Genomic DNA, 18630 nt, shown 5'->3' with positions numbered 1-18630 from the left:
ACAGCGTGGTTTTGTCACGCGGATTGAGACCCGTCAATTTTGAGTCAACCTTTTGGTTTTAGTATTTGCCGATTTTTCGACGGATGTCGTTCATGAAAGGACGAGCGACTTCACGCGCCCGCTCGGCACCGTTCTCTAAAAGTTGATTCAACCGTTCCTTGTCATGGATGAGCTCGTGATATCGCCTGCGGGGCTCCTCCAATTTGCGGTTGACGGCTTCAAACAACAGTTGTTTAGCATCACCGTAACCGATGCCCTCCCGGAACTTTTGTTCATAATCAGCGATTTCTTCCGGAGTGGCAAACGCGCGGTAAATATCCACGAGAATGGAATCATTGGGGTCTTTCGGTTCTTCCGGCGGTTTGGAATCCGTTTTGATTTTGAAAATGAGTTTCCGCAACTTTTTCTCATCGACAAATAACGGAATGACATTGCCATAGCTTTTGCTCATCTTCCGGCCGTCAAGACCCGGAATCACGGCAGAGTCTTCACTGATGAGCGCTTCCGGTAAAGTGAAGGTTTCTCCATACGTCCGATTGAACGTTTCGGCGATGTCACGGGCGATTTCAACGTGTTGAATCTGGTCTTTTCCTACCGGCACTAAGTTTGCCTGAAACAATAATATATCAGCCGCCATTAAGACGGGGTAATTAAAAAGCCCCATATAGACCCCGGCATCAGGGTCGCGACCTGCCGCCAAATTCTCTTCTACTTTGGCTTTATAGGCGTGGGCGCGGTTCAACAACCCTTTACTCGTCTGACATGATAGAATCCAGTTCAGTTCAAAAATCTCCGGAATATCGGATTGCCGATAAAACAGCACTTTCTCGGGATTCAGTCCAAACGAAAGCCATGCGGCAGCAATTTCATACGTCCGGTTATGAAGTTCTTCAGCATTTTGCATGGATGTTAAAGCGTGATAATCAGCGATAAAGTAAACGGGTCGCATATCGGCTTGATTCGACAACTCAATAGCTGGCGCGATTGCACCAATGTAATTTCCAATATGCAAATCACCGGTTGGCTTAATGCCTGTTAACACAATTTTTTCTCCCAACGTCAACACCTCTTTACGACAAATTTAAAAGTCCCCCATCCAGCAAAGGACGAGGGACCGTGGTGCCACCTTTATTCGTTCAGAAAAGAACGCACTCTTCCCGATGTAACGGTCGGTTGCCGTCGGCGCCTACTACTTTTCGGGCCGAAGCTCAGAAGCCCATTCAGTGAATCGGATATACCGGCGTTCCACCTCCTGCCGGCTCTCTGTGATATCCTGCATTCACTTACTCTTCTTCATCATCGCGATTTCGGTTTTTACCTGGTGCCTAGCTAATAGTAAAGGAACTGCAGGTCACCATTCGATCCATCATTCATGAAAAGAGAAGCGTGGAATCATCCCTTTTCTAAGTTGTAAGCATCATACGATATCCTCAAAAAATTGTCAAGTCTTTCGTGACAAAAGGCACAACGTCTCCATTTCTAAAAAGGTAATCTACATGAAGATATAAAAAGCACTCATGTAGATAGGAGATGACATGTCATGGATTATCATAAATCGCCATTTATTGTGATCTGGGAACTCACTCGGGCATGTGCCCTTCGCTGCTTACATTGTCGTGCCGAAGCCCAATATTTCAGACATCCTGACGAATTAACAACGGAAGAAGGATTCGCTCTTATTGATCAGATCGCGGAAATGGAAGGCGCCATGCTCGTGTTTACCGGCGGCGATCCACTAATGCGTCCGGATTTATTTGATTTTATCGAGTATGCGGTGAAAAAAGGGATCCGGGTTTCCATGACGCCAAAAGTGACTCGCAAGGCAATGGAAAGAGCTAAAGCAGCGGGACTTTCCAGGTGGGCGTTCAGTTTAGACGGTCCGAATGAAACGATTCATGATTACTTCCGGGGAGTAAAAGGGTCTTATAACCGGACGATTAAATATATTCACTATCTCCATGAACTCGAGTTACCCGTACAAATCAATACGGTCGTCAGCCGATTTAATGTTGACGTGCTGAAAGAGATGGCTGAGCGCGTCCAAGAGCTGAAGGCTGTATTATGGAGCGTCTTCTTCTTAATTCCCACAGGCCGTGCCACGAACTTGGAACCCATTTCACCAGAAGACCACGAAAAGGTTCTGCTTTGGTTATCTGAGCTAAAAGATCACGTGCCTTTTGATATCAAAACGACGGAAGCCCCGTTTTACCGGCGCGTGCTTCTTCAAAAAGGAGAAGAGGTATTCCAACGGACAAAACCTGGGCGGGATGATGCGCGGCCGTTCATGGATGGCATTGGCCGGGCGCCGTTTGCGGTGAATGATGGCAAAGGGTTTGTTTTCATATCCCACCTCGGGGATGTCTATCCGAGCGGGTTTTTGCCCATCAAATGCGGAAACGTCAGGGAAACACCTCTCCTTTCCATTTACCAGAATCATAAAGTCTTTCGCGAATTGCGCAATCCGGATTTGTTAAAAGGAAAATGCGGGCAATGCGAATTTCGTCATATATGCGGAGGTTCGCGATCCCGCGCTTACGCCGTCACTGGTGATTACTTGGCGAGCGATCCTTATTGCATCTATCAGCCGAAGAAAACTAATGTGTCTGTGAAAAGCGGAAGCAGTCTGATGAATGAAAACTAAACGCAAGCCGTCCCGCTTTCTTTCACCAGGCATCCCATGTACAATGAAAGAAAATCGACTTGTGATGGTTAAGAAGGTGCAGCGTATGCAGCCATTTTTCACCATAGGGATCGCTGGACACATTGATCACGGCAAAACGGCTTTAACAAAAGCATTAACCAATATTGAAACGGACCGGCTTGTTGAGGAAAAGAAACGGAAAATTTCTATTGTCAACGGCTATGCTTTTTTAGATCTGGACGATGGCCGGCGCGCGGCCGTCATTGATGTTCCGGGGCATGAACGTTTCATTCGACAAATGATTGCGGGTTGCGCCGGGATCGATCTCGTTTTATTAGTGGTGGCAGCCGATGAAGGTGTCATGCCGCAAACGCGGGAGCATTTTGAGATTCTCCGACTGCTTGGCATCCACCACATCTTGGTTGTTATGACAAAAGTCGGCCTTGTCGATGAGGCGTTACTCGTTTTAGTTGAAGCGGAGATACGGGAACTGTTGGAAGGGACGGTTTATGAAGGGGCACCGATTTATAAGGTGGACAGTCTTCTGGGGATCGGCATCCCCGCGTTAAAACAAGCGATTTTTACCATGGCGAAAAGGGTGAAAGGAAAGAATGCCGCAGATCCCCTCAGGCTTCCCATTGACGATATCTTCACGATTCACGGACATGGCACCGTTGTGCGCGGCACGATTTTTAATGGCCAAATGACGACCGCTGAGCCGGTCACATTGCTTCCGCAAAACAAAATCGTCAGAATCAAACAACTGCAGGTGCACCATGTTCAAGTTCAACGGGCAATGGCTGGGCAACGGGTGGCTGTGAATCTCGCCGGAGTCGATGCCAGTGAAGTCAAAAGAGGCGATTGTCTCGTCAGCTCGGATTTTTACAAACCGACTGAGCGAATTGATGTCCGGCTCCATGGGCTGAAAACCATGTCAAAACCGGTAAAACAGCGGGCACCGCTTGCCTTGCACATCGGAACGGCCACGGTCCAAGGACGCTTAATTTTATTTGATCGCAAGCGTTGGCAAGCGGGCGAGTCGGTCTATGCCCAAATCGAATTAACCCGTCCGGTCGTCACCCAAAAAGGTGACCGCTTTATCGTCCGTCGGCCGTCACCGGCAGAAACGCTGGGGGGCGGGGAAGTGATTGACCCGCTGGCAGAAAAGCATCGTTTTGGTGAAGAAACGGTGAAAACGTTGGCCACCCAACTCAAAGGGAACCCGGAAGAATGGATTCAAGAGGCTTTAAAAAAGAATTTTGTTTTAGAGAAACAACAACTCATGCGATCGACGGGTCTAAAACCGGGTGAGCTCGATCTCGCGCTTAAAACATTAGTGGATCAAGGAATGGTCGTACCCATTTCACAAGAAAGGTTTGCGTTAACGAGCGAAAGGCAGCGGTTAGCGGATCAATTGACACAGGCATTGGCGCGTTTTCATGAGACCCATCCGCTTTTGTCTGGTCTGAACCGCGCGGAATGGCTCGGAAAAGGAAAGCCATACCCGCAACCATTGATTGAGGCCGCATGCCAATTTCTTATCCAAAATGGAACGGTTTGCGCCGAACGCCATATCGTGCGACTTTCCGATTTTACCCCGCATTATCCGGAGAAATGGGCGAAAAAGTTGGCAGGCGTTGAGAAAACCTTGCACTTACAGGGCATGTGCCCTGAAGCTTGGTCGGATCTCATGGCTGATTTCCAAATCCCCGCATCGGTCGCCGATGATTTTCGCCGCTATTTGCTTGACCAACGCTTGGCGTATCCTTTAACGGACGACCGTTTGCTGAGCGGATTGGCGTTTCGGCAAGCTCTAGACAAATTAAAGAAAGGGACGGGCCATGTTTTTACCATCAAAGAGGCCAAAGGAATATTGCATTTGACGCGAAAAAACCTCATCCCATTCCTTGAGCTATTAGATGATTTAAAGCTAACGAAAAGGGAAGGAAATGCCCGCGAGTGGCTGGTCGAAAAATAAAACCGGGGGACATGTGCCCTCGGTTTTATTTGACATAGATCGTTTTTTCTTGCTGTTCAATGACCTCTCCGACGATGGCGGCATCCGTGATGCCAGCTTTGTGGAGGTCGCGGAGATAGCTCTCAGCTTCCGCTTTAGGCAGGCTGATGAGAAGCCCTCCAGATGTGACCGCATCAGCAAGAATGATCCGTTGATGCTCCGAAAGTTCTGGAGAGAACGTCACGTTATTCGCTAACCATCTCATGTTGCTTTTGGAGCCTCCGGGAACAGCCCCTTGTTCAGCGAGTTCCAGGGTGCCTTCCAATATCGGTACCTTTTCATAATAAATATTGAGTGACACACCGCTACCTGAAGCCATCTCATAGGAATGACCCAAAAGACCAAATCCCGTTATATCGGTGACGGCTCTCGGTGAATAAGGTTTGAGAAGTTCCGCGGCTGTCTTATTCAGCATGGCCATGACTTGCGTAACGCGCGCTGTTTTTTCCGGGTCGGAAAGATCGCGTTTAATCGCTGTCGTTTGGATGCCGACCCCGATCGGTTTTGTCAACACCAAGACATTTCCGGGTTTTGCCCCGACATTTTTATAGATGCGTTCAGGATGAGCGATCCCCGTTACGGCAAGTCCAAACTTCGGTTCCTTATCATCGATGGAGTGCCCGCCAAGTGTGACGGCACCTGCTTCCATCACTTTATCGCCGGCTCCTTTCAAAATTTCAGTTAACATATCCGGTCCTAGAACCGACATGGGGTAGCCGACGATATTCAAAGCGGTCAAAGGGGCACCCCCCATGGCATATATGTCGCTTAATGCGTTGGCCGCGGCAATTTGGCCAAACATATAAGGATCATCGACGATGGGCGTAAAGTAATCGATCGTCTGAACCAAAGCGATCTCGTCGGTCAGCTTATACACGCCGCCGTCATCTGCTGTATCCGTTCCGACGAGCACATTTGGATGATTCGGCATTTTTGGTAAGTGACGCAAAACTTGCGCCAAGTCCTCAGGACCTAGTTTACAGCCTCACCCGGCTTTTGACGAAAGATGGGTTAAGCGCTTGATATCCGTCATTTGCCCAACCTCCTTTATAAAACGAGTGGTTTTTGCGATATAAAAAGGTTTGTACTAAAATATAATACAAAATATGCCACAAATAATCCAAATAAACGAATGATGTTGGAACATCATACGAACGATAAAAATGTGCACATGGGGGATGATTCTGAAACCACACTTTCATGTTTGAATCATCCTCTGTTTGTTGCGCTGAAAAAAGAAGGTCGAAGGCATGGATCATCCGTTAAGGCTGCTCCCTTCCATTAAAGCCATACAAGATAGCGAAGTATACATAAAATGGAAGAAGACAGCCTCCATTTCCGAAACCTATTTAACAGCTCTTGCGCGAGATGTGGTTGAAGAGGAGAGGCAGGCGCTTATTGCGGGAAAACCATATGAAAGTAAAGAAGAAGTGCACCGCAAGATATTAACGGCGTTTGATAAACGCGTACGAGAGTTGCTTGAGCCCCTTTTGACGCAAGTCGTGAACGCCACCGGAGTTGTTTTACATACCAATTTGGGCAGGGCGAGATTATCCGCTAAGGCGGCTGATGCCGCGCGAGTCGCCGGAAGCTCCTATACTGACCTTGAATTTGACTTGGAACAAGGAAATCGGGGCGCTCGAACCGCAAAAATCGAAGCGCTTCTCAGACTGTTAACAGGTGCGGAAAGCGCTATGATTGTCAATAATAATGCTGCGGCTGTATTTATGATTTTGCGGACATTCGCCAAAGGGAAGGAAGTTCTGGTGTCAAGGGGGGAACTGGTTGAAATCGGCGGATCTTTCCGGGTCTCCTCCATCATGGCGGAAAGCGACGCTCAACTCATTGAGGTTGGCACAACGAATAAAACGCGCATTGAAGATTATGCCGAAAATCTTACGGAAAATACCGCTATGGTGATGAAAGTACACCAAAGCAATTTTAAAATCATTGGTTTTACAGAGGCAGCCAGTCGTCAAGAATTAGCGGAACTCGCAGCAAAACATGGTCTACTCTTTTATGAGGACTTGGGAAGTGGTGCTCTGTTTGATTACGGCCGGCTCGGATTCGGGCAAGAACCGGTTATCCCGAACATCATAAAAGAGGGGGTTGATCTTCTTTCGGCAAGCGGGGATAAATTATTTGGCGGTCCGCAAGCGGGCATTATTCTTGGCAAAAAACACTTGATCGATCGGTTAAAAAAACATCCGCTCGCCCGCACATTTCGCACGGATAAGATGACGATTGCTTCCCTTGGTGCAACGTTACAAAGTTATTTGTCAGAAAAACTAGAGGTGGAAATTCCGACGGTCCGCGATGTGGTGGCAGATGCCGAAACAATTAAAACGCGTGCCATTAAGCTAAAAAAGGCATTGGCGCTATATCCAAGCATCCAAGCGGAAATCGTCCCACTTACATCTCGCGTCGGTGGCGGTGCGATGCCTGACGTTCCAATAAAAAGCTATGGGGTAAAAATCCAAAGTTCGGAATTACCAGCACAGACGCTCGCCGATCGTCTGAGAACAGGGACACCGAGCGTCATCGGGCGAATTGAGGAAGCGCACGTTCTTCTTGACTGCCGAACGATCACGGATGAAGAAATCGATCTTGTTGGACAAGCTTTTGCTAAATTGGATTTTAAGAAAAGGTTATAAGTAATTCTTATGACCAATAATAATAGCTTTGTATTTTACTTATGTAAGAAGATGGATTATTATTAACATGTACTTAACGAGAGTTCTGTTGGATCAGGATTAAAGGAGTGAATCAAATGCCTGTTTCTTTAAAGGAAATGGCAAAAAATGACGTGTATCAAGCGCGCAAAACGTTTGACGTCAACGGTAAAACGTACACGTATTACAGCCTTGACGCCCTGAAGAAATTCGGTGATATCGATCGCTTGCCTTATTCCATTAAGGTCTTGTTAGAATCGGTATTACGCCAGTATGACGGACGCGTCATCACAAAAGAACATGTTGAAAACTTAGCGAAATGGGGGACCGATGCGGTTAACCCGGACATCGATGTTCCATTTAACCCATCACGCATTATTCTCCAAGACTTTACCGGGGTTCCAGCTGTCGTCGATCTTGCTTCTCTGCGCAAAGCGATGGCGGATATGGGTGGCGACCCGCAAAAAATCAATCCGGAAAAGCCCGTTGATCTTGTCGTTGACCACTCCGTGCAAGTCGACCGCTATGCGACGGACGATGCTCTGAAATACAATATGGAACGCGAATTTGAACGCAACATGGAGCGTTACAAATTCTTGAAATGGGCGCAAAATGCGTTTGAAAACTATCGCGCCGTTCCTCCGGCAACCGGGATCGTCCACCAAGTTAACTTGGAATACTTAGCATCCGTCGTCCACGGCATTGAAGAAGACGGCGAATACTTAGCTTTCCCGGATACTTTAGTTGGAACAGACTCGCACACAACGATGATCAACGGTCTTGGCGTCCTCGGCTGGGGCGTTGGCGGGATTGAAGCGGAAGCCGGCATGCTCGGTCAGCCGTCCTATTTCCCTGTTCCTGAAGTCATCGGCGTTCGTTTAACCGGGGAACTTCCGAGCGGAACAACCGCTACTGACCTTGCTTTGAAAGTGACGCAGCTTTTGCGTGAAGAAAAAGTCGTTGGCAAGTTCGTTGAATTCTTCGGCCCGGGCATGGCGCAAATGTCGCTGGCTAACCGTGCAACGATTGCCAACATGTCACCGGAAAACGGAGCAACGGCAACGTTCTTCCCGGTTGACGATGAAACTTTAAAATACTTGAAACTGACTGGTCGCAGTGACGAACACATCAAACTGGTTGAAGCTTACTGCAAAGCTAACGGCTTGTTCTATACACCGGACAAACCGGAACCGCGCTTCACAAAAGTCATTGAACTAAATCTTTCCGACGTTCAACCGGCTTTATCCGGTCCTAAACGCCCGCAAGATTTGATTAATCTTTCCGACATGAAGCGTGAATTCCGTCAAGCGTTAACCCGCGAAGCTGGTGTTCACGGTTTTGGCTTTGGTGAAGATGAAATTAATAAAACATCAACGATTAACTATAAAGATGGCCAAACCGAAGTATTAAAAACCGGTTCGGTCGTCATTGCGGCGATTACGAGCTGCACCAACACATCCAACCCGAGCGTCATGATTGGTGCGGGCCTTGTTGCCAAAAAAGCCGTTGAAAAAGGCTTAAAAGTGCCGAAATATGTCAAAACCAGCTTAGCTCCAGGATCTAAAGTTGTTACCGACTATTTAAAAGATAGTGGTCTTTTACCGTATCTGGAACAACTCGGCTTCAACCTCGTTGGTTACGGCTGTACAACCTGTATCGGTAACTCTGGGCCGCTGCTTCCGGAAGTCGAAGAAGCCATTACGAAAAACGATATGACCGTCGCTTCCGTTCTTTCCGGTAACCGGAACTTTGAAGGCCGGATTCATCCGCTTGTGCGCGCGAACTACTTGGCTTCACCGCCGCTCGTTGTCGCTTATGCGCTGGCCGGCTCTGTCGATTTTGACTTGTTGAATGATTCATTCGGTAAAGACAAAGACGGCAATGATGTCTACTTTAAAGATATTTGGCCGACATCTGATGAGATTGAAGAAGTATTGAATCAGTCTGTCAGCCCAGAAATGTTCAAGAAAGAATATGCCCGCGTCTTCGAAGAAAATGAACGCTGGAACGCCATCGAAACGAGTGAAGGGCAATTGTATGATTGGGATCCAGATTCCACATACATCCAAAATCCGCCGTTCTTTGAAAATCTCAAGCCTGAACCGGATCCCATCCAACCGCTGAAAGGCTTGCGCGCGATTGCCAAACTCGGCGACTCTGTCACGACTGACCATATTTCACCGGCTGGTGCGATTGCAAGAAACACCCCGGCTGGTAAATATCTCATGGAAAAAGGTGTGGACCCGCGCGACTTCAACTCCTATGGTTCCCGCCGCGGCAACCACGAAGTCATGATGCGCGGTACGTTTGCCAATATCCGCATTCGCAACCAACTCGCACCGGGTACCGAAGGCGGTTTTGCGCCGTACTGGCCGACGGGTGAAATTTTACCGTTCTATGATGCTTGCATGAAATACAAAGAAGACGGAACAGGCCTTGTTGTCATTGCTGGCATCGACTACGGTATGGGTTCATCCCGTGACTGGGCGGCTAAAGGTACCAACTTGCTCGGCATCAAAACCGTTATTGCGGAAGGGTATGAACGGATTCACCGTTCGAACCTTGTCTGCATGGGCGTATTGCCGCTGCAATTTAAAGAAGGCGAAAACGCTGAAACACTCGGTTTAACCGGTAAAGAAACCTTCGACATCGACATTGATGACAATGTTAAACCAAAACAACTCGTCACCGTTACCGCGACGGACGAAAACGGCAACAAGAAAACCTTCGAAGCGATCGTTCGTTTCGATAGTGAAGTTGATGTCGACTACTACCGCAACGGTGGCATCCTGCAAATGGTGCTTCGCCGCAAATTCAAAGAAAGCAAATAATTATAAAAAAACTCCCGATGGATCAACCATTGGGAGTTTTTTATCGCTTATTTTTTTTTGCTAACGCATCGCGGTCTGGAACCATCGGCGGTTCTTCAAACCAGCCTTCATCAATCATGAGAACAGCCCCTTCCCCGGCATATTTGGCCACCTCGGCAGAAAGGCGGGTATACATGATTTGAAGATCTTTTCTCATGGTGGTTGCCATGCTTGTTCCATAATATCCAAGACCACTGGTGATAAGGGCCGTCGTATGAAACATGAGCAACTTGTCGGAAAACGGCGGAGTTGTCGAATCAGTCACCTCCACATCCCATGTCATAGACGCTGGCAAGTCGGCCGTGCTTAACGCAGAACTAAACATTTCGATATGTTTGGCGGCTATACCTTTTCCCTGCAAAAGATAGTTTCGTACTTTCTCCGATTGCGCCACCTGGCTAAAGCCCGTTAGCATGGCACGGCCTAAGGCGTTACGCTGCATGTTGCTGAAAAGATCGGCCGCCTCCAAAGCCGCCAGTGGACGCTGTTTTCCAGTCAAACTTCCAAGAAACTGACGGGATTGAACGAAAACCGCCTCCTTTGGCATGGGTATATATGGGGAGCGTATATAAAGACCTTTTGAAAGAAGGAGATCCGTCGTCTTGTTAAAAAGTGCCATGTATTCGGACTGGCAGCTGGAAAAATACGTGCGCAAATCGTTTCGGGTGGAATAGGCCAAGGAGACACTGACAGTATTCATGCCGAGCACACCCATTTGTTGGATATAGTATAAAACAAATAGATCAGAAAATAGCGGCGGAGCGTCCGGATAGACATCTTCAGCCGTAAAGCCGACCGGAATCGGACAGTTGGCCTTATTAAAGAAAACCGTTAAGGCGTCCAAGTGTTGCATCGATAAGGCGAGGCTCTCATCGACACAGGAACGAATCTCTGGGTCTTCAACATGGCGAATGAAATAGCTCATAACACATTGAGCGAGCGAATCGTTTTGATAGCTTCCCCAGAGTTGTGCGAGTTCTGCCAAGGTAAAAGGGCTTTCAGCTTTCACGTAAATCACACCATAACCAATTTTACCCTTAGTATGTCTGCTTGAGCCATGAATTATCAATGGCTCCTGCACCTGGACGTTTAACTAACTTTTAAAAGAAAGATTGAACTTTCTGCGAAAACCCTCTAAAACGCAGGTGTCTCTTTTTGCTTCTCAGACACGAACGTTAAAGCAAAGGCCATCATGGTTAATGCTAAAATCAGTAGAATAACGCCGAACCAACCACCTAGGCTGAAGAAAAATCCGCCGCAGACACCGATCACGCTTGAGCCAATATAGTAAAACAATAAATATAAGGATGAAGCCTGTGCTTTATGCACGCGCGCGCGGTCACCCACCCAGCTGCTGGCTACAGCATGGGCACCGAAGAAACCAAAAGTAAATACGCTTAGTCCTATGATTTTTATGATTAGATGTGGAATCAATGTAATGATCGCGCCGGCCATCATAATCCCTAAGGACTGTTTAACTGCCCGAGCTTTTCCGATTTGATCCGCTTTTTTACCCATAAAAGTTGAGCTAAACGTACCGGTTAAATAAACCAAGAAAATGAATCCAATGACGGTCTGACTAACATTATATGGTTCTTTAGTCAATTGAAAGGCTATATAATTAAACATCGTGACAAAGCTCCCCATAATAAGGAAAGCCAGGCAAAATAAAGACACTAAATGACGGTGTTTGAGATGCCCGACTAATTTTTTGACCGAAAGGCTGAATGACGTCGGCTTCGGTGTAAAGTGAGCGGATTTTGGCAGGGCAAAATGGAAGTAAACACTTAATAATAGACTTAACACACCGATGGCAAATAGGGCGATGTGCCAATTAAACCAATCGGTAAGCACACCAGTCGAAAGGCGGCCAAATAAGCCTCCGATCGAATTGCCGCTGATGTATTGTCCCATCACGCGGCCAAGGCTCTGCTTTTCAAATTCTTCACCGACATAGGCCATCGCAATGGCCGGTACGCCAGCGAAAACGGCACCGAGAAGCGTTCTTAACAAAATAAGCATGAAAAAAGATGGGCTGAATGCTGTCAAGAGGGCCGTTAGGGAGCCGAAAAACATCGAAAAGGTCATGATCCGCTTTCTGCCGATAGCATCAGAAACCGAGGCGGCGATGATCATGACGATGGCAAGTGCGGCCGTTGAAACGGAAATCGTTAAACTGGCAGTGGCCGGTCGTATATGATAGTCATGAGCGAAAATCGGTAAAAGCGGTTGAGTCGTATAGAGATTGGAAAAAGTCACAAAACCTGCCGCAAAAAGGGCGAGACTTGCTTTTCGATACGTTTTCGTTCCGCTTACAATGTAAGACATAAAAAACACCTTCTCATGGAGTATAGAACCATTGTTTATCATATCCCTGAAAGCGTTATAAAGTCCAAAACAATGAATGAATCTTTAACCGGCCGATAATCAAGACAATCATGGATATAATCATGGGTTATGGTATGATAGCTTTAAAGTTTATTATGTTCTTATATTCTTAATATGGAGTGTGAAAATCATGTTACCATTCTTTCGTTTAGACGGGCGTATGGCCATTGTCACAGGCGGGGGAAGAGGAATCGGACAAGCTTTGGCGCTTGGTTTGGCGGAAGCCGGAGCGGATGTGGCGGTCATTGCGAGAACGAAAGATGATCTTGAAAAAACCGTTCGGATGATTGAAGAAGCCGGAAGAAAAGGGATCGCCATTTCTGCCGATGTGACTAGCCGGGAAGCGGTTCACCGTGCGGTAAGAAAAGTGGCCGATGAATGGGGGCGTATTGATATATTGGTGAATAACGCCGGAATGAACATTCGCACAAAGGCGCTTGAAGTCACAGATGATGAATGGCACAAAATCATGGAAACGAATTTACATAGTGCGTTCATGATGGCGCAAGAAACGGCTAAGGTGATGAAAGATCAAGGGAAGGGTAAAATCATTAACATCACCTCAGTCGGCGGTCATGTGGCCTTACGAACGGGCGTCGTCTATGCGGCCACGAAAGCGGCGATTATCCAAATGACGAAGAACCTGGCTATGGAATGGGCACAGTACGGCATTAACGTCAATGCCATCGGGCCATGGTATTTTAAAACCCCTTTAACCGAAAAATTGTTGGCTGATAAAGCGTATTTAAATGATATTTTAGCTCGAACACCTATCAAAAGGGTTGGCGAATTGGAAGATCTCGTCGGTCCAGTCGTCTTCTTAGCTGGTGATGGTGCCGATTATATTACGGGCCAAACCTTGTTTGTCGACGGCGGTATGACCATATATGGTTTTTGATAACGGATGAATGCCATTTTTATAGATTAATTTAAAAAAAACCGACTCGAAGCCAACGAGCCGGTTTTTCTAATTCTTACTTTTTGTTCGTTAATTCATAGAAGAAATAAGTAAGAGCATCCATGCCTTTATCAAAGTTTTCTAAGTGAAAATGTTCATTAGGAGCATGGAAATTTTCGTTTTCTAGACCGAAGCCCATGAGAACGGCTGGCAGATTTAAAAGTGTGTTGAACGTTTCGACAACCGGTACGGATCCACCCATCCGCGTATAAACCGGCGACTTGCCATATGCTTTTTCCAATGCTCGACCGGCGGTTTGAATGGCAGGGTGGTCGTACGGCGTCAAAAATGGCCGCGCTTGGTCGAAGAGCGTGATTTCAACGGTTACGCCTTTGGGGGTATGCGCTAAAATATGCTGTTTTAACAATTCAGCGATTTCCTTTGGATCTTGGTCAGGAACGAGTCGGCACGTGATTTTGGCGTGGGCTTCAGAAGGGATGACCGTTTTTATGCCCTCGCCTTGATAACCGCCCCAGACGCCGTTCAACTCAAGTGTCGGTCGGCCCCATAACCTAGCCTTGGTTGAAAAGCCTTTCTCCCCGAATAACTCTTTTAATCCTAATTGTGCTTTAAGGGCTTCATCGTCGCTGAGAGCTTCGTAAGTGGTGATTTCTTCATCCGTTAATGGGCGCACTTTGTCATAAAACCCATTGACAGTTATTTGTCCGTCTTGATTATGTAAACTTGCGAGAATCTCCGCCAATGCGTGTAACGGGTTTTGGATCGCGCCGCCGTACAGACCAGAATGGACATCACTGTTAGGTCCTTTGACATCAATTTGTAAGCCGCATAGACCGCGCAAGCCATAGCAAATCGACGGTTCTCCTTTTCCGATCATCGTCGTGTCCGAGACAAGAAGCAGATCAGCGGAAAGCAATTCCTGATGAGCTTCGACAAACGGGTCAAGGCTCGGGCTGCCGATTTCTTCTTCACCTTCGTAAATAAATTTGACGTTAACGGGAAGCTTTCCGTGTGTTTTCATGATCGCTTCAATCACCTTGATTTGCATGAAAACCTGACCCTTATCATCACTGGCGCCGCGAGCATAGATTTTCCCATCCCGGATGGTCGGCTCAAATGGCGGGGTTGTCCATAAATGAACCGGATCAACGGGCTGTACATCATAGTGACCGTAAAGGAGTACGGTTGGGGCACCCTCGGCGTGCAACCAATCCCCATAGACGACAGGGTGTTTGGCCGTTTCCATCACTTGCACATGTTCCATTCCAGCTTCCTTCAGTGCTTTCGCCGTCCATTCTGCTGCCCGGCACACATCGTCCTTATGGGTGGAATCGGAACTGATGCTTTCAATCTTAAGATATTCCGTCAATTGTTGCAGATGTTCTTCACGGTGAGTGCGGAGATAATCGAGAACCTCGTTTGTCAAAATCTTCATCCTCCTTCGTTAAGTTAGGGTTTAAAAGTATGACGGGATTTAACGACCTTAAATAAAATGAATAGCAGAAATGCGGCGATGATGACGATTGCCGCCACGTCCACATAAGGGGCGGTAATTTCTTTTATTTTTGACCAATTTTCACCAAGCTTCAGGCCCAAATAAATAAATATAATGCACCATGGCACCGTTGCTAGTACGGTAAAAAAAATAAAGGTGCTGATCGGCATTTTGGCAATACCTGCGGGGATCGATATCGCTTGCCGAATGACGGGTATAAAGCGCGCAAAAAATACGACCCCAGCTCCGTATTTTTCAAACCACTTCTCAGAGATATCGAGATGTTTTTTATGAATGAGAAGATACTTACCATATTTTTCGAGAAATGGCCGTCCCCCATATGAACCGATCCAATAGAGAAATAATTGAGCGATCGTTGCACCAATAGTCCCAGCAATCACCGCGCCGACAAAGTTTATATTCCCCAGTCCAACCATGAATCCACCATAAGATAATACGATTTCACTGGGAATGACTTCGACCATCAGGGCTATGGCAATGCCGAAATAGCCGAAACTCATGACCATGTCCAAAAATTGCATCAACAACTCTTTCAATTTCTTTAGCCCCTCTTTAGCGTAATCTTTTCTAAAGTAAAATATCAACTCTCATTATACCGAATAAACTATAAAACTAAAATATGCATACCCAAGGAAGGACATGCGCGAACTTGACAAAAAAGCAAAAGATGATTATAATATTTACAAAATTCAATAAAGAACCATCATTTCCATCCGTTCGCTTTAGCCCGCCCAATTGCCTCGGATAAATGCCAAGGGATAGGCATACATATCGACATGGGGATTGTGGTGGATTTCATTTTTCTTCAACCGCTTACAAAGGAGGTATGGCATGGCAAAGGCGTTAGAAGGGATTAAAGTCATTGATTGTTCGAGAGTATTGGCCGGTCCTTTTTGCACCATGATCCTCGGTGATTTAGGGGCGGACATCATTAAAATTGAAGCACCTGGTGGAAGCGATGATACGCGCGCTTGGGGTCCGCCGTTTGCCGGCGGAGAAAGCGCTTACTATTTTAGCGCTAACCGAAATAAACGCGCCCTGACGCTAAACCTCAAAACAGAAGAGGGCAGAGGGATTTTAAAAACCCTAGTTCGTGATGCCGATGTATTGGTACATAATTTTAAACCGGGTACGATGGAAAAATGGGATCTTCATTTCGATCGTTTAAAAACGATGAATCAACGCCTCATCTATTGTGGCATTAGCGGTTTTGGGAAAACGGGTCCCTACAGTAGCATGCCAGGTTATGATTTTGTCATTCAAGCAATGAGCGGATTCATGAGCATTACCGGACCTGTTGATGGTGCTCCGCATAAGGTCGGAGTGGCGATTACGGATGTATTGACAGGTCTTTATGCGGCTTTAGCCATTCAAGCGGCACTGATTGAGCGCGACCGCTCCGGGACAGGACAGGAAATCGATTTAGCCTTATATGACTGTGCGGTGAGCGCCCTTGTGAATGTGGCGAGCAACTATTTAGTCTCGAAAAACCCCCCGCGAAGGCTAGGCAACCGTCATCCCAACATCGTTCCGTATCAGACGTACAAAGCCCGTGACGGCGAGATGGCAATTGCAGTAGGCAATGACCGGCAATTCCGCCAGCTGTGCCATATCATCGGCGCCCCGTACTTAGCGGATGACCCCCGTTTCGAAACGAATCCGAAACGGTTAGAACATATTGATGAACTTGAATCGGCTATTAACGAGGCATTGCGTGCGAAATCCGTTAACGATTGGACGGCACTTTTCATGCAGGCAGGAATTCCTGCCGGTCCCATCCAAACAGTCGATCAAGTGTTTTCTGACCCGCAAGTCAAAGCGAGGGAGATGGTCACCGAACTCACCCATCCAACAGCCGGGCCCCTCTCGTTAGTGGCAAGCCCAATTAAATTCTCGAAAACACCGGTCGTCTACGAACGCCATCCGCCGCTTGCTGGCGAACACACAGAAGAAATTTTAAAGGAATATGGGTTTACGTCCAAACAAATCGCGGATTGGCAGAATTCAGGCATTATCTAAATAACGAATAGATGGGGGAATGATCATGGACTTCGAATTATCCGCCGAACAAGAACTGTTAAGGAAAACGGTCCGGCAATTTGTCGATAAAGAAATCATCCCGTACATTAAGGAATGGGATGAGCGCGGGTACAGTGATCCGCAAATTTATAAAAGACTGGCTGAATTGAATCTGATGGGCGTCTGTATCCCTGAAAAATACGGCGGCAGTGGCATGGACTATAATGCTCTCGCCATTGTCTGTGAAGAGTTGGAAAGAGGGGATACGGCGTTTCGAACAGCCGTTTCTGTACATACCGGATTAAACAGCCTCACGCTTTTGCAGTGGGGGACAGAGGAACAGAAGCAAAAGTATTTGGTTCCGCAGGCAAAAGGGTTAAAACTTGGTGCTTTCGGGCTGACCGAACCGAATGCCGGCAGTGATGTGAAGGCGATTCGCACAACCGCTGTCAAAGACGGCGATGACTATATCTTAAACGGAGAGAAGACGTGGATTTCTTTATGTGATCTCGCTGATCACTTTATTGTGTTTGCCTACACGGATAAAGAAAAAGGGCATAATGGCATCTCCGCCTTTATCGTTGAGCGGACGATGCCCGGGTTTTCCTCCAAAGCCATTAAAGGGAAGCTCGGTATTCGCGCCGGCAATACCGGACAACTGTTTTTTGATAACGTCCGCGTTCCGAAAGAAAATCTGCTCGGTGAAGAAGGGGAAGGCTTTAAGATTGCCATGTCGGCATTGGATAACGGCCGCTTTACGGTTGCCGCCGGCGCATGCGGTATTATCAATGCCTGTTTAGAAGCATGCGTGAAGTACTGTCATGAACGGAAAACATTCGGAGAAGAAATCGGCCATCATCAATTGGTCAAACAAATGATTGCCAACATGGAAGCGAAACTTGTCATGGCAAGACTCCTCGTCTATCGAGCCGGAGAATTAAAAAACAAAGGGAAGCGCAACACGCGCGAGACGTCGCTCGCCAAATGGCAAGCTTGTAATTTTGCCAATGAAGTTGCTAACGATGCGGTGCAAATTCACGGGGCCTATGGATTCTCCAACGAGTATCCTGTTGAACGCCATTTGCGCAACTCGAAAGCTCCTGTCATTTATGAAGGCACCCGGGAAATTCATACGCTAATGCAAGCCGATTACGTGCTCGGGTATCGCAAGGATAAGCCTTTACGTAAAACCTTACCGCCGTGGCCCTTTGAAGGATGAGTCACTCAGTGGCTTGAAGAAAACAAGGCTCTGTTATAGAAAACTAGGCTTTGCCAAACCTATTAAGGCGCTGGCAGAGCCTTAGTTACACTTATTCCGGCCCAGTTAAAAAGCCAGCGCAAGATTTTTGCGGTGGCAGGGCCTTAGTTATCCATGCTAGCCTGAAAAAGGATAGAGTTTCGTATAAATTTTGTTATTTTACGAAGCCGTTGCGTTAAAATAAAAATAAATGAAACCGTTATAAGTGATCGTTTATAAACGAAAACTTTGAAGCGATTTTGCAAGCGCTTATCATGGAAATGAAAAAATGTTTATGAGCACGAAGCTTAAAATATACTAAATCAGGATTTTTTATGTAATAGTCGGATC

The 18630-nt window shown here is 46.9% G+C and carries 13 protein-coding genes and 1 other annotated feature; of the genes, 7 read left to right on the top strand and 6 right to left on the bottom strand.

Annotation, left to right across the window (positions count from 1 at the left end; translation table 11 throughout):
- Positions 1–58: 58 nt before the first annotated feature.
- Entirely contained in the window at positions 59–1057 is a 999-nt protein-coding gene (locus tag H532_RS0104345; RefSeq protein ID WP_027724485.1) for a tryptophan--tRNA ligase, read from the bottom strand.
- A 42-nt stretch (positions 1058–1099) separates the two neighbouring features.
- Positions 1100–1309, bottom strand: a binding site (T-box leader).
- A gap of 231 nt (positions 1310–1540) precedes the next feature.
- Here H532_RS0104345 and H532_RS0104340 point away from each other — a divergent pair.
- Together H532_RS0104340 and selB are read left to right on the top strand one after the other, a co-directional pair.
- The gene (locus H532_RS0104340; protein ID WP_027724484.1) at positions 1541–2641 is read left to right on the top strand and encodes a TIGR04053 family radical SAM/SPASM domain-containing protein; all 1101 of its coding nucleotides are present in this window, start codon (positions 1541–1543) and stop codon (positions 2639–2641) included.
- Positions 2642–2726: 85 nt separating this feature from the next.
- Positions 2727–4619, top strand: coding sequence for a selenocysteine-specific translation elongation factor (gene selB, locus H532_RS0104335; protein ID WP_027724483.1), 1893 nt, complete (start codon positions 2727–2729; stop codon positions 4617–4619).
- A 25-nt stretch (positions 4620–4644) separates the two neighbouring features.
- On the opposite strand, the gene selD is transcribed toward selB, so the two are convergent.
- Positions 4645–5691, bottom strand: coding sequence for a selenide, water dikinase SelD (gene selD, locus H532_RS0104330; protein WP_081412312.1), 1047 nt, complete (start codon positions 5689–5691; stop codon positions 4645–4647).
- Positions 5692–5908: 217 nt separating this feature from the next.
- Here selD and selA point away from each other — a divergent pair, with 217 nt between their 5' ends.
- Together selA and acnA are read left to right on the top strand one after the other, a co-directional pair.
- Positions 5909–7312 carry an L-seryl-tRNA(Sec) selenium transferase gene (gene selA, locus H532_RS0104320; protein ID WP_027724480.1) on the top strand — a complete coding sequence of 468 codons (1404 nt, stop codon included), beginning with the start codon at positions 5909–5911 and terminating at the stop codon, positions 7310–7312.
- Positions 7313–7449: 137 nt separating this feature from the next.
- A complete protein-coding gene (gene acnA, locus H532_RS0104315) occupies positions 7450–10161 on the top strand; it encodes an aconitate hydratase AcnA (RefSeq protein ID WP_027724479.1) in 2712 nt (903 codons plus the stop codon).
- Between the two features lie 40 nt (positions 10162–10201).
- Here acnA and H532_RS0104310 read toward each other — a convergent pair whose 3' ends face one another.
- Positions 10202–11209: a DUF3231 family protein gene (locus H532_RS0104310; protein WP_027724478.1), complete on the bottom strand. Its 1008-nt coding sequence runs from the start codon at positions 11207–11209 to the stop codon at positions 10202–10204.
- 125 nt (positions 11210–11334) lie between these two features.
- Positions 11335–12528 carry an MFS transporter gene (locus tag H532_RS0104305; protein ID WP_027724477.1) on the bottom strand — a complete coding sequence of 398 codons (1194 nt, stop codon included), beginning with the start codon at positions 12526–12528 and terminating at the stop codon, positions 11335–11337.
- A gap of 187 nt (positions 12529–12715) precedes the next feature.
- On the opposite strand from H532_RS0104305, the gene H532_RS0104300 reads away from it, so the two are divergent.
- Positions 12716–13486, top strand: a complete 771-nt coding sequence (locus tag H532_RS0104300; protein ID WP_027724476.1) for an SDR family NAD(P)-dependent oxidoreductase — start codon at positions 12716–12718, stop codon at positions 13484–13486.
- 76 nt (positions 13487–13562) lie between these two features.
- Here the strand turns inward: H532_RS0104300 and H532_RS0104295 are convergent, their stop codons facing one another.
- Both H532_RS0104295 and uptA read right to left on the bottom strand, forming a co-directional pair.
- A complete protein-coding gene (locus H532_RS0104295) occupies positions 13563–14933 on the bottom strand; it encodes a dipeptidase (RefSeq protein ID WP_027724475.1) in 1371 nt (456 codons plus the stop codon).
- Between the two features lie 23 nt (positions 14934–14956).
- Positions 14957–15544 (bottom strand): undecaprenyl phosphate transporter UptA, encoded by a 588-nt coding sequence (uptA, locus tag H532_RS0104290; protein ID WP_038111513.1) that lies wholly within the window; start codon positions 15542–15544, stop codon positions 14957–14959.
- 310 nt (positions 15545–15854) lie between these two features.
- On the opposite strand from uptA, the gene H532_RS0104285 reads away from it, so the two are divergent.
- Both H532_RS0104285 and H532_RS0104280 read left to right on the top strand, forming a co-directional pair.
- Positions 15855–17042: a CaiB/BaiF CoA transferase family protein gene (locus H532_RS0104285; RefSeq protein WP_027724473.1), complete on the top strand. Its 1188-nt coding sequence runs from the start codon at positions 15855–15857 to the stop codon at positions 17040–17042.
- A gap of 25 nt (positions 17043–17067) precedes the next feature.
- Positions 17068–18261, top strand: coding sequence for an acyl-CoA dehydrogenase family protein (locus H532_RS0104280; protein ID WP_027724472.1), 1194 nt, complete (start codon positions 17068–17070; stop codon positions 18259–18261).
- Positions 18262–18630 lie beyond the last annotated feature (369 nt).

Source organism: Tuberibacillus calidus DSM 17572 (assembly GCF_000430685.1).
GTDB lineage: Bacteria > Bacillota > Bacilli > Bacillales > Sporolactobacillaceae > Tuberibacillus > Tuberibacillus calidus.
Note: the sequence above shows the minus strand (reverse complement) of the source record. Positions and strands in the feature narration are given on the sequence as shown.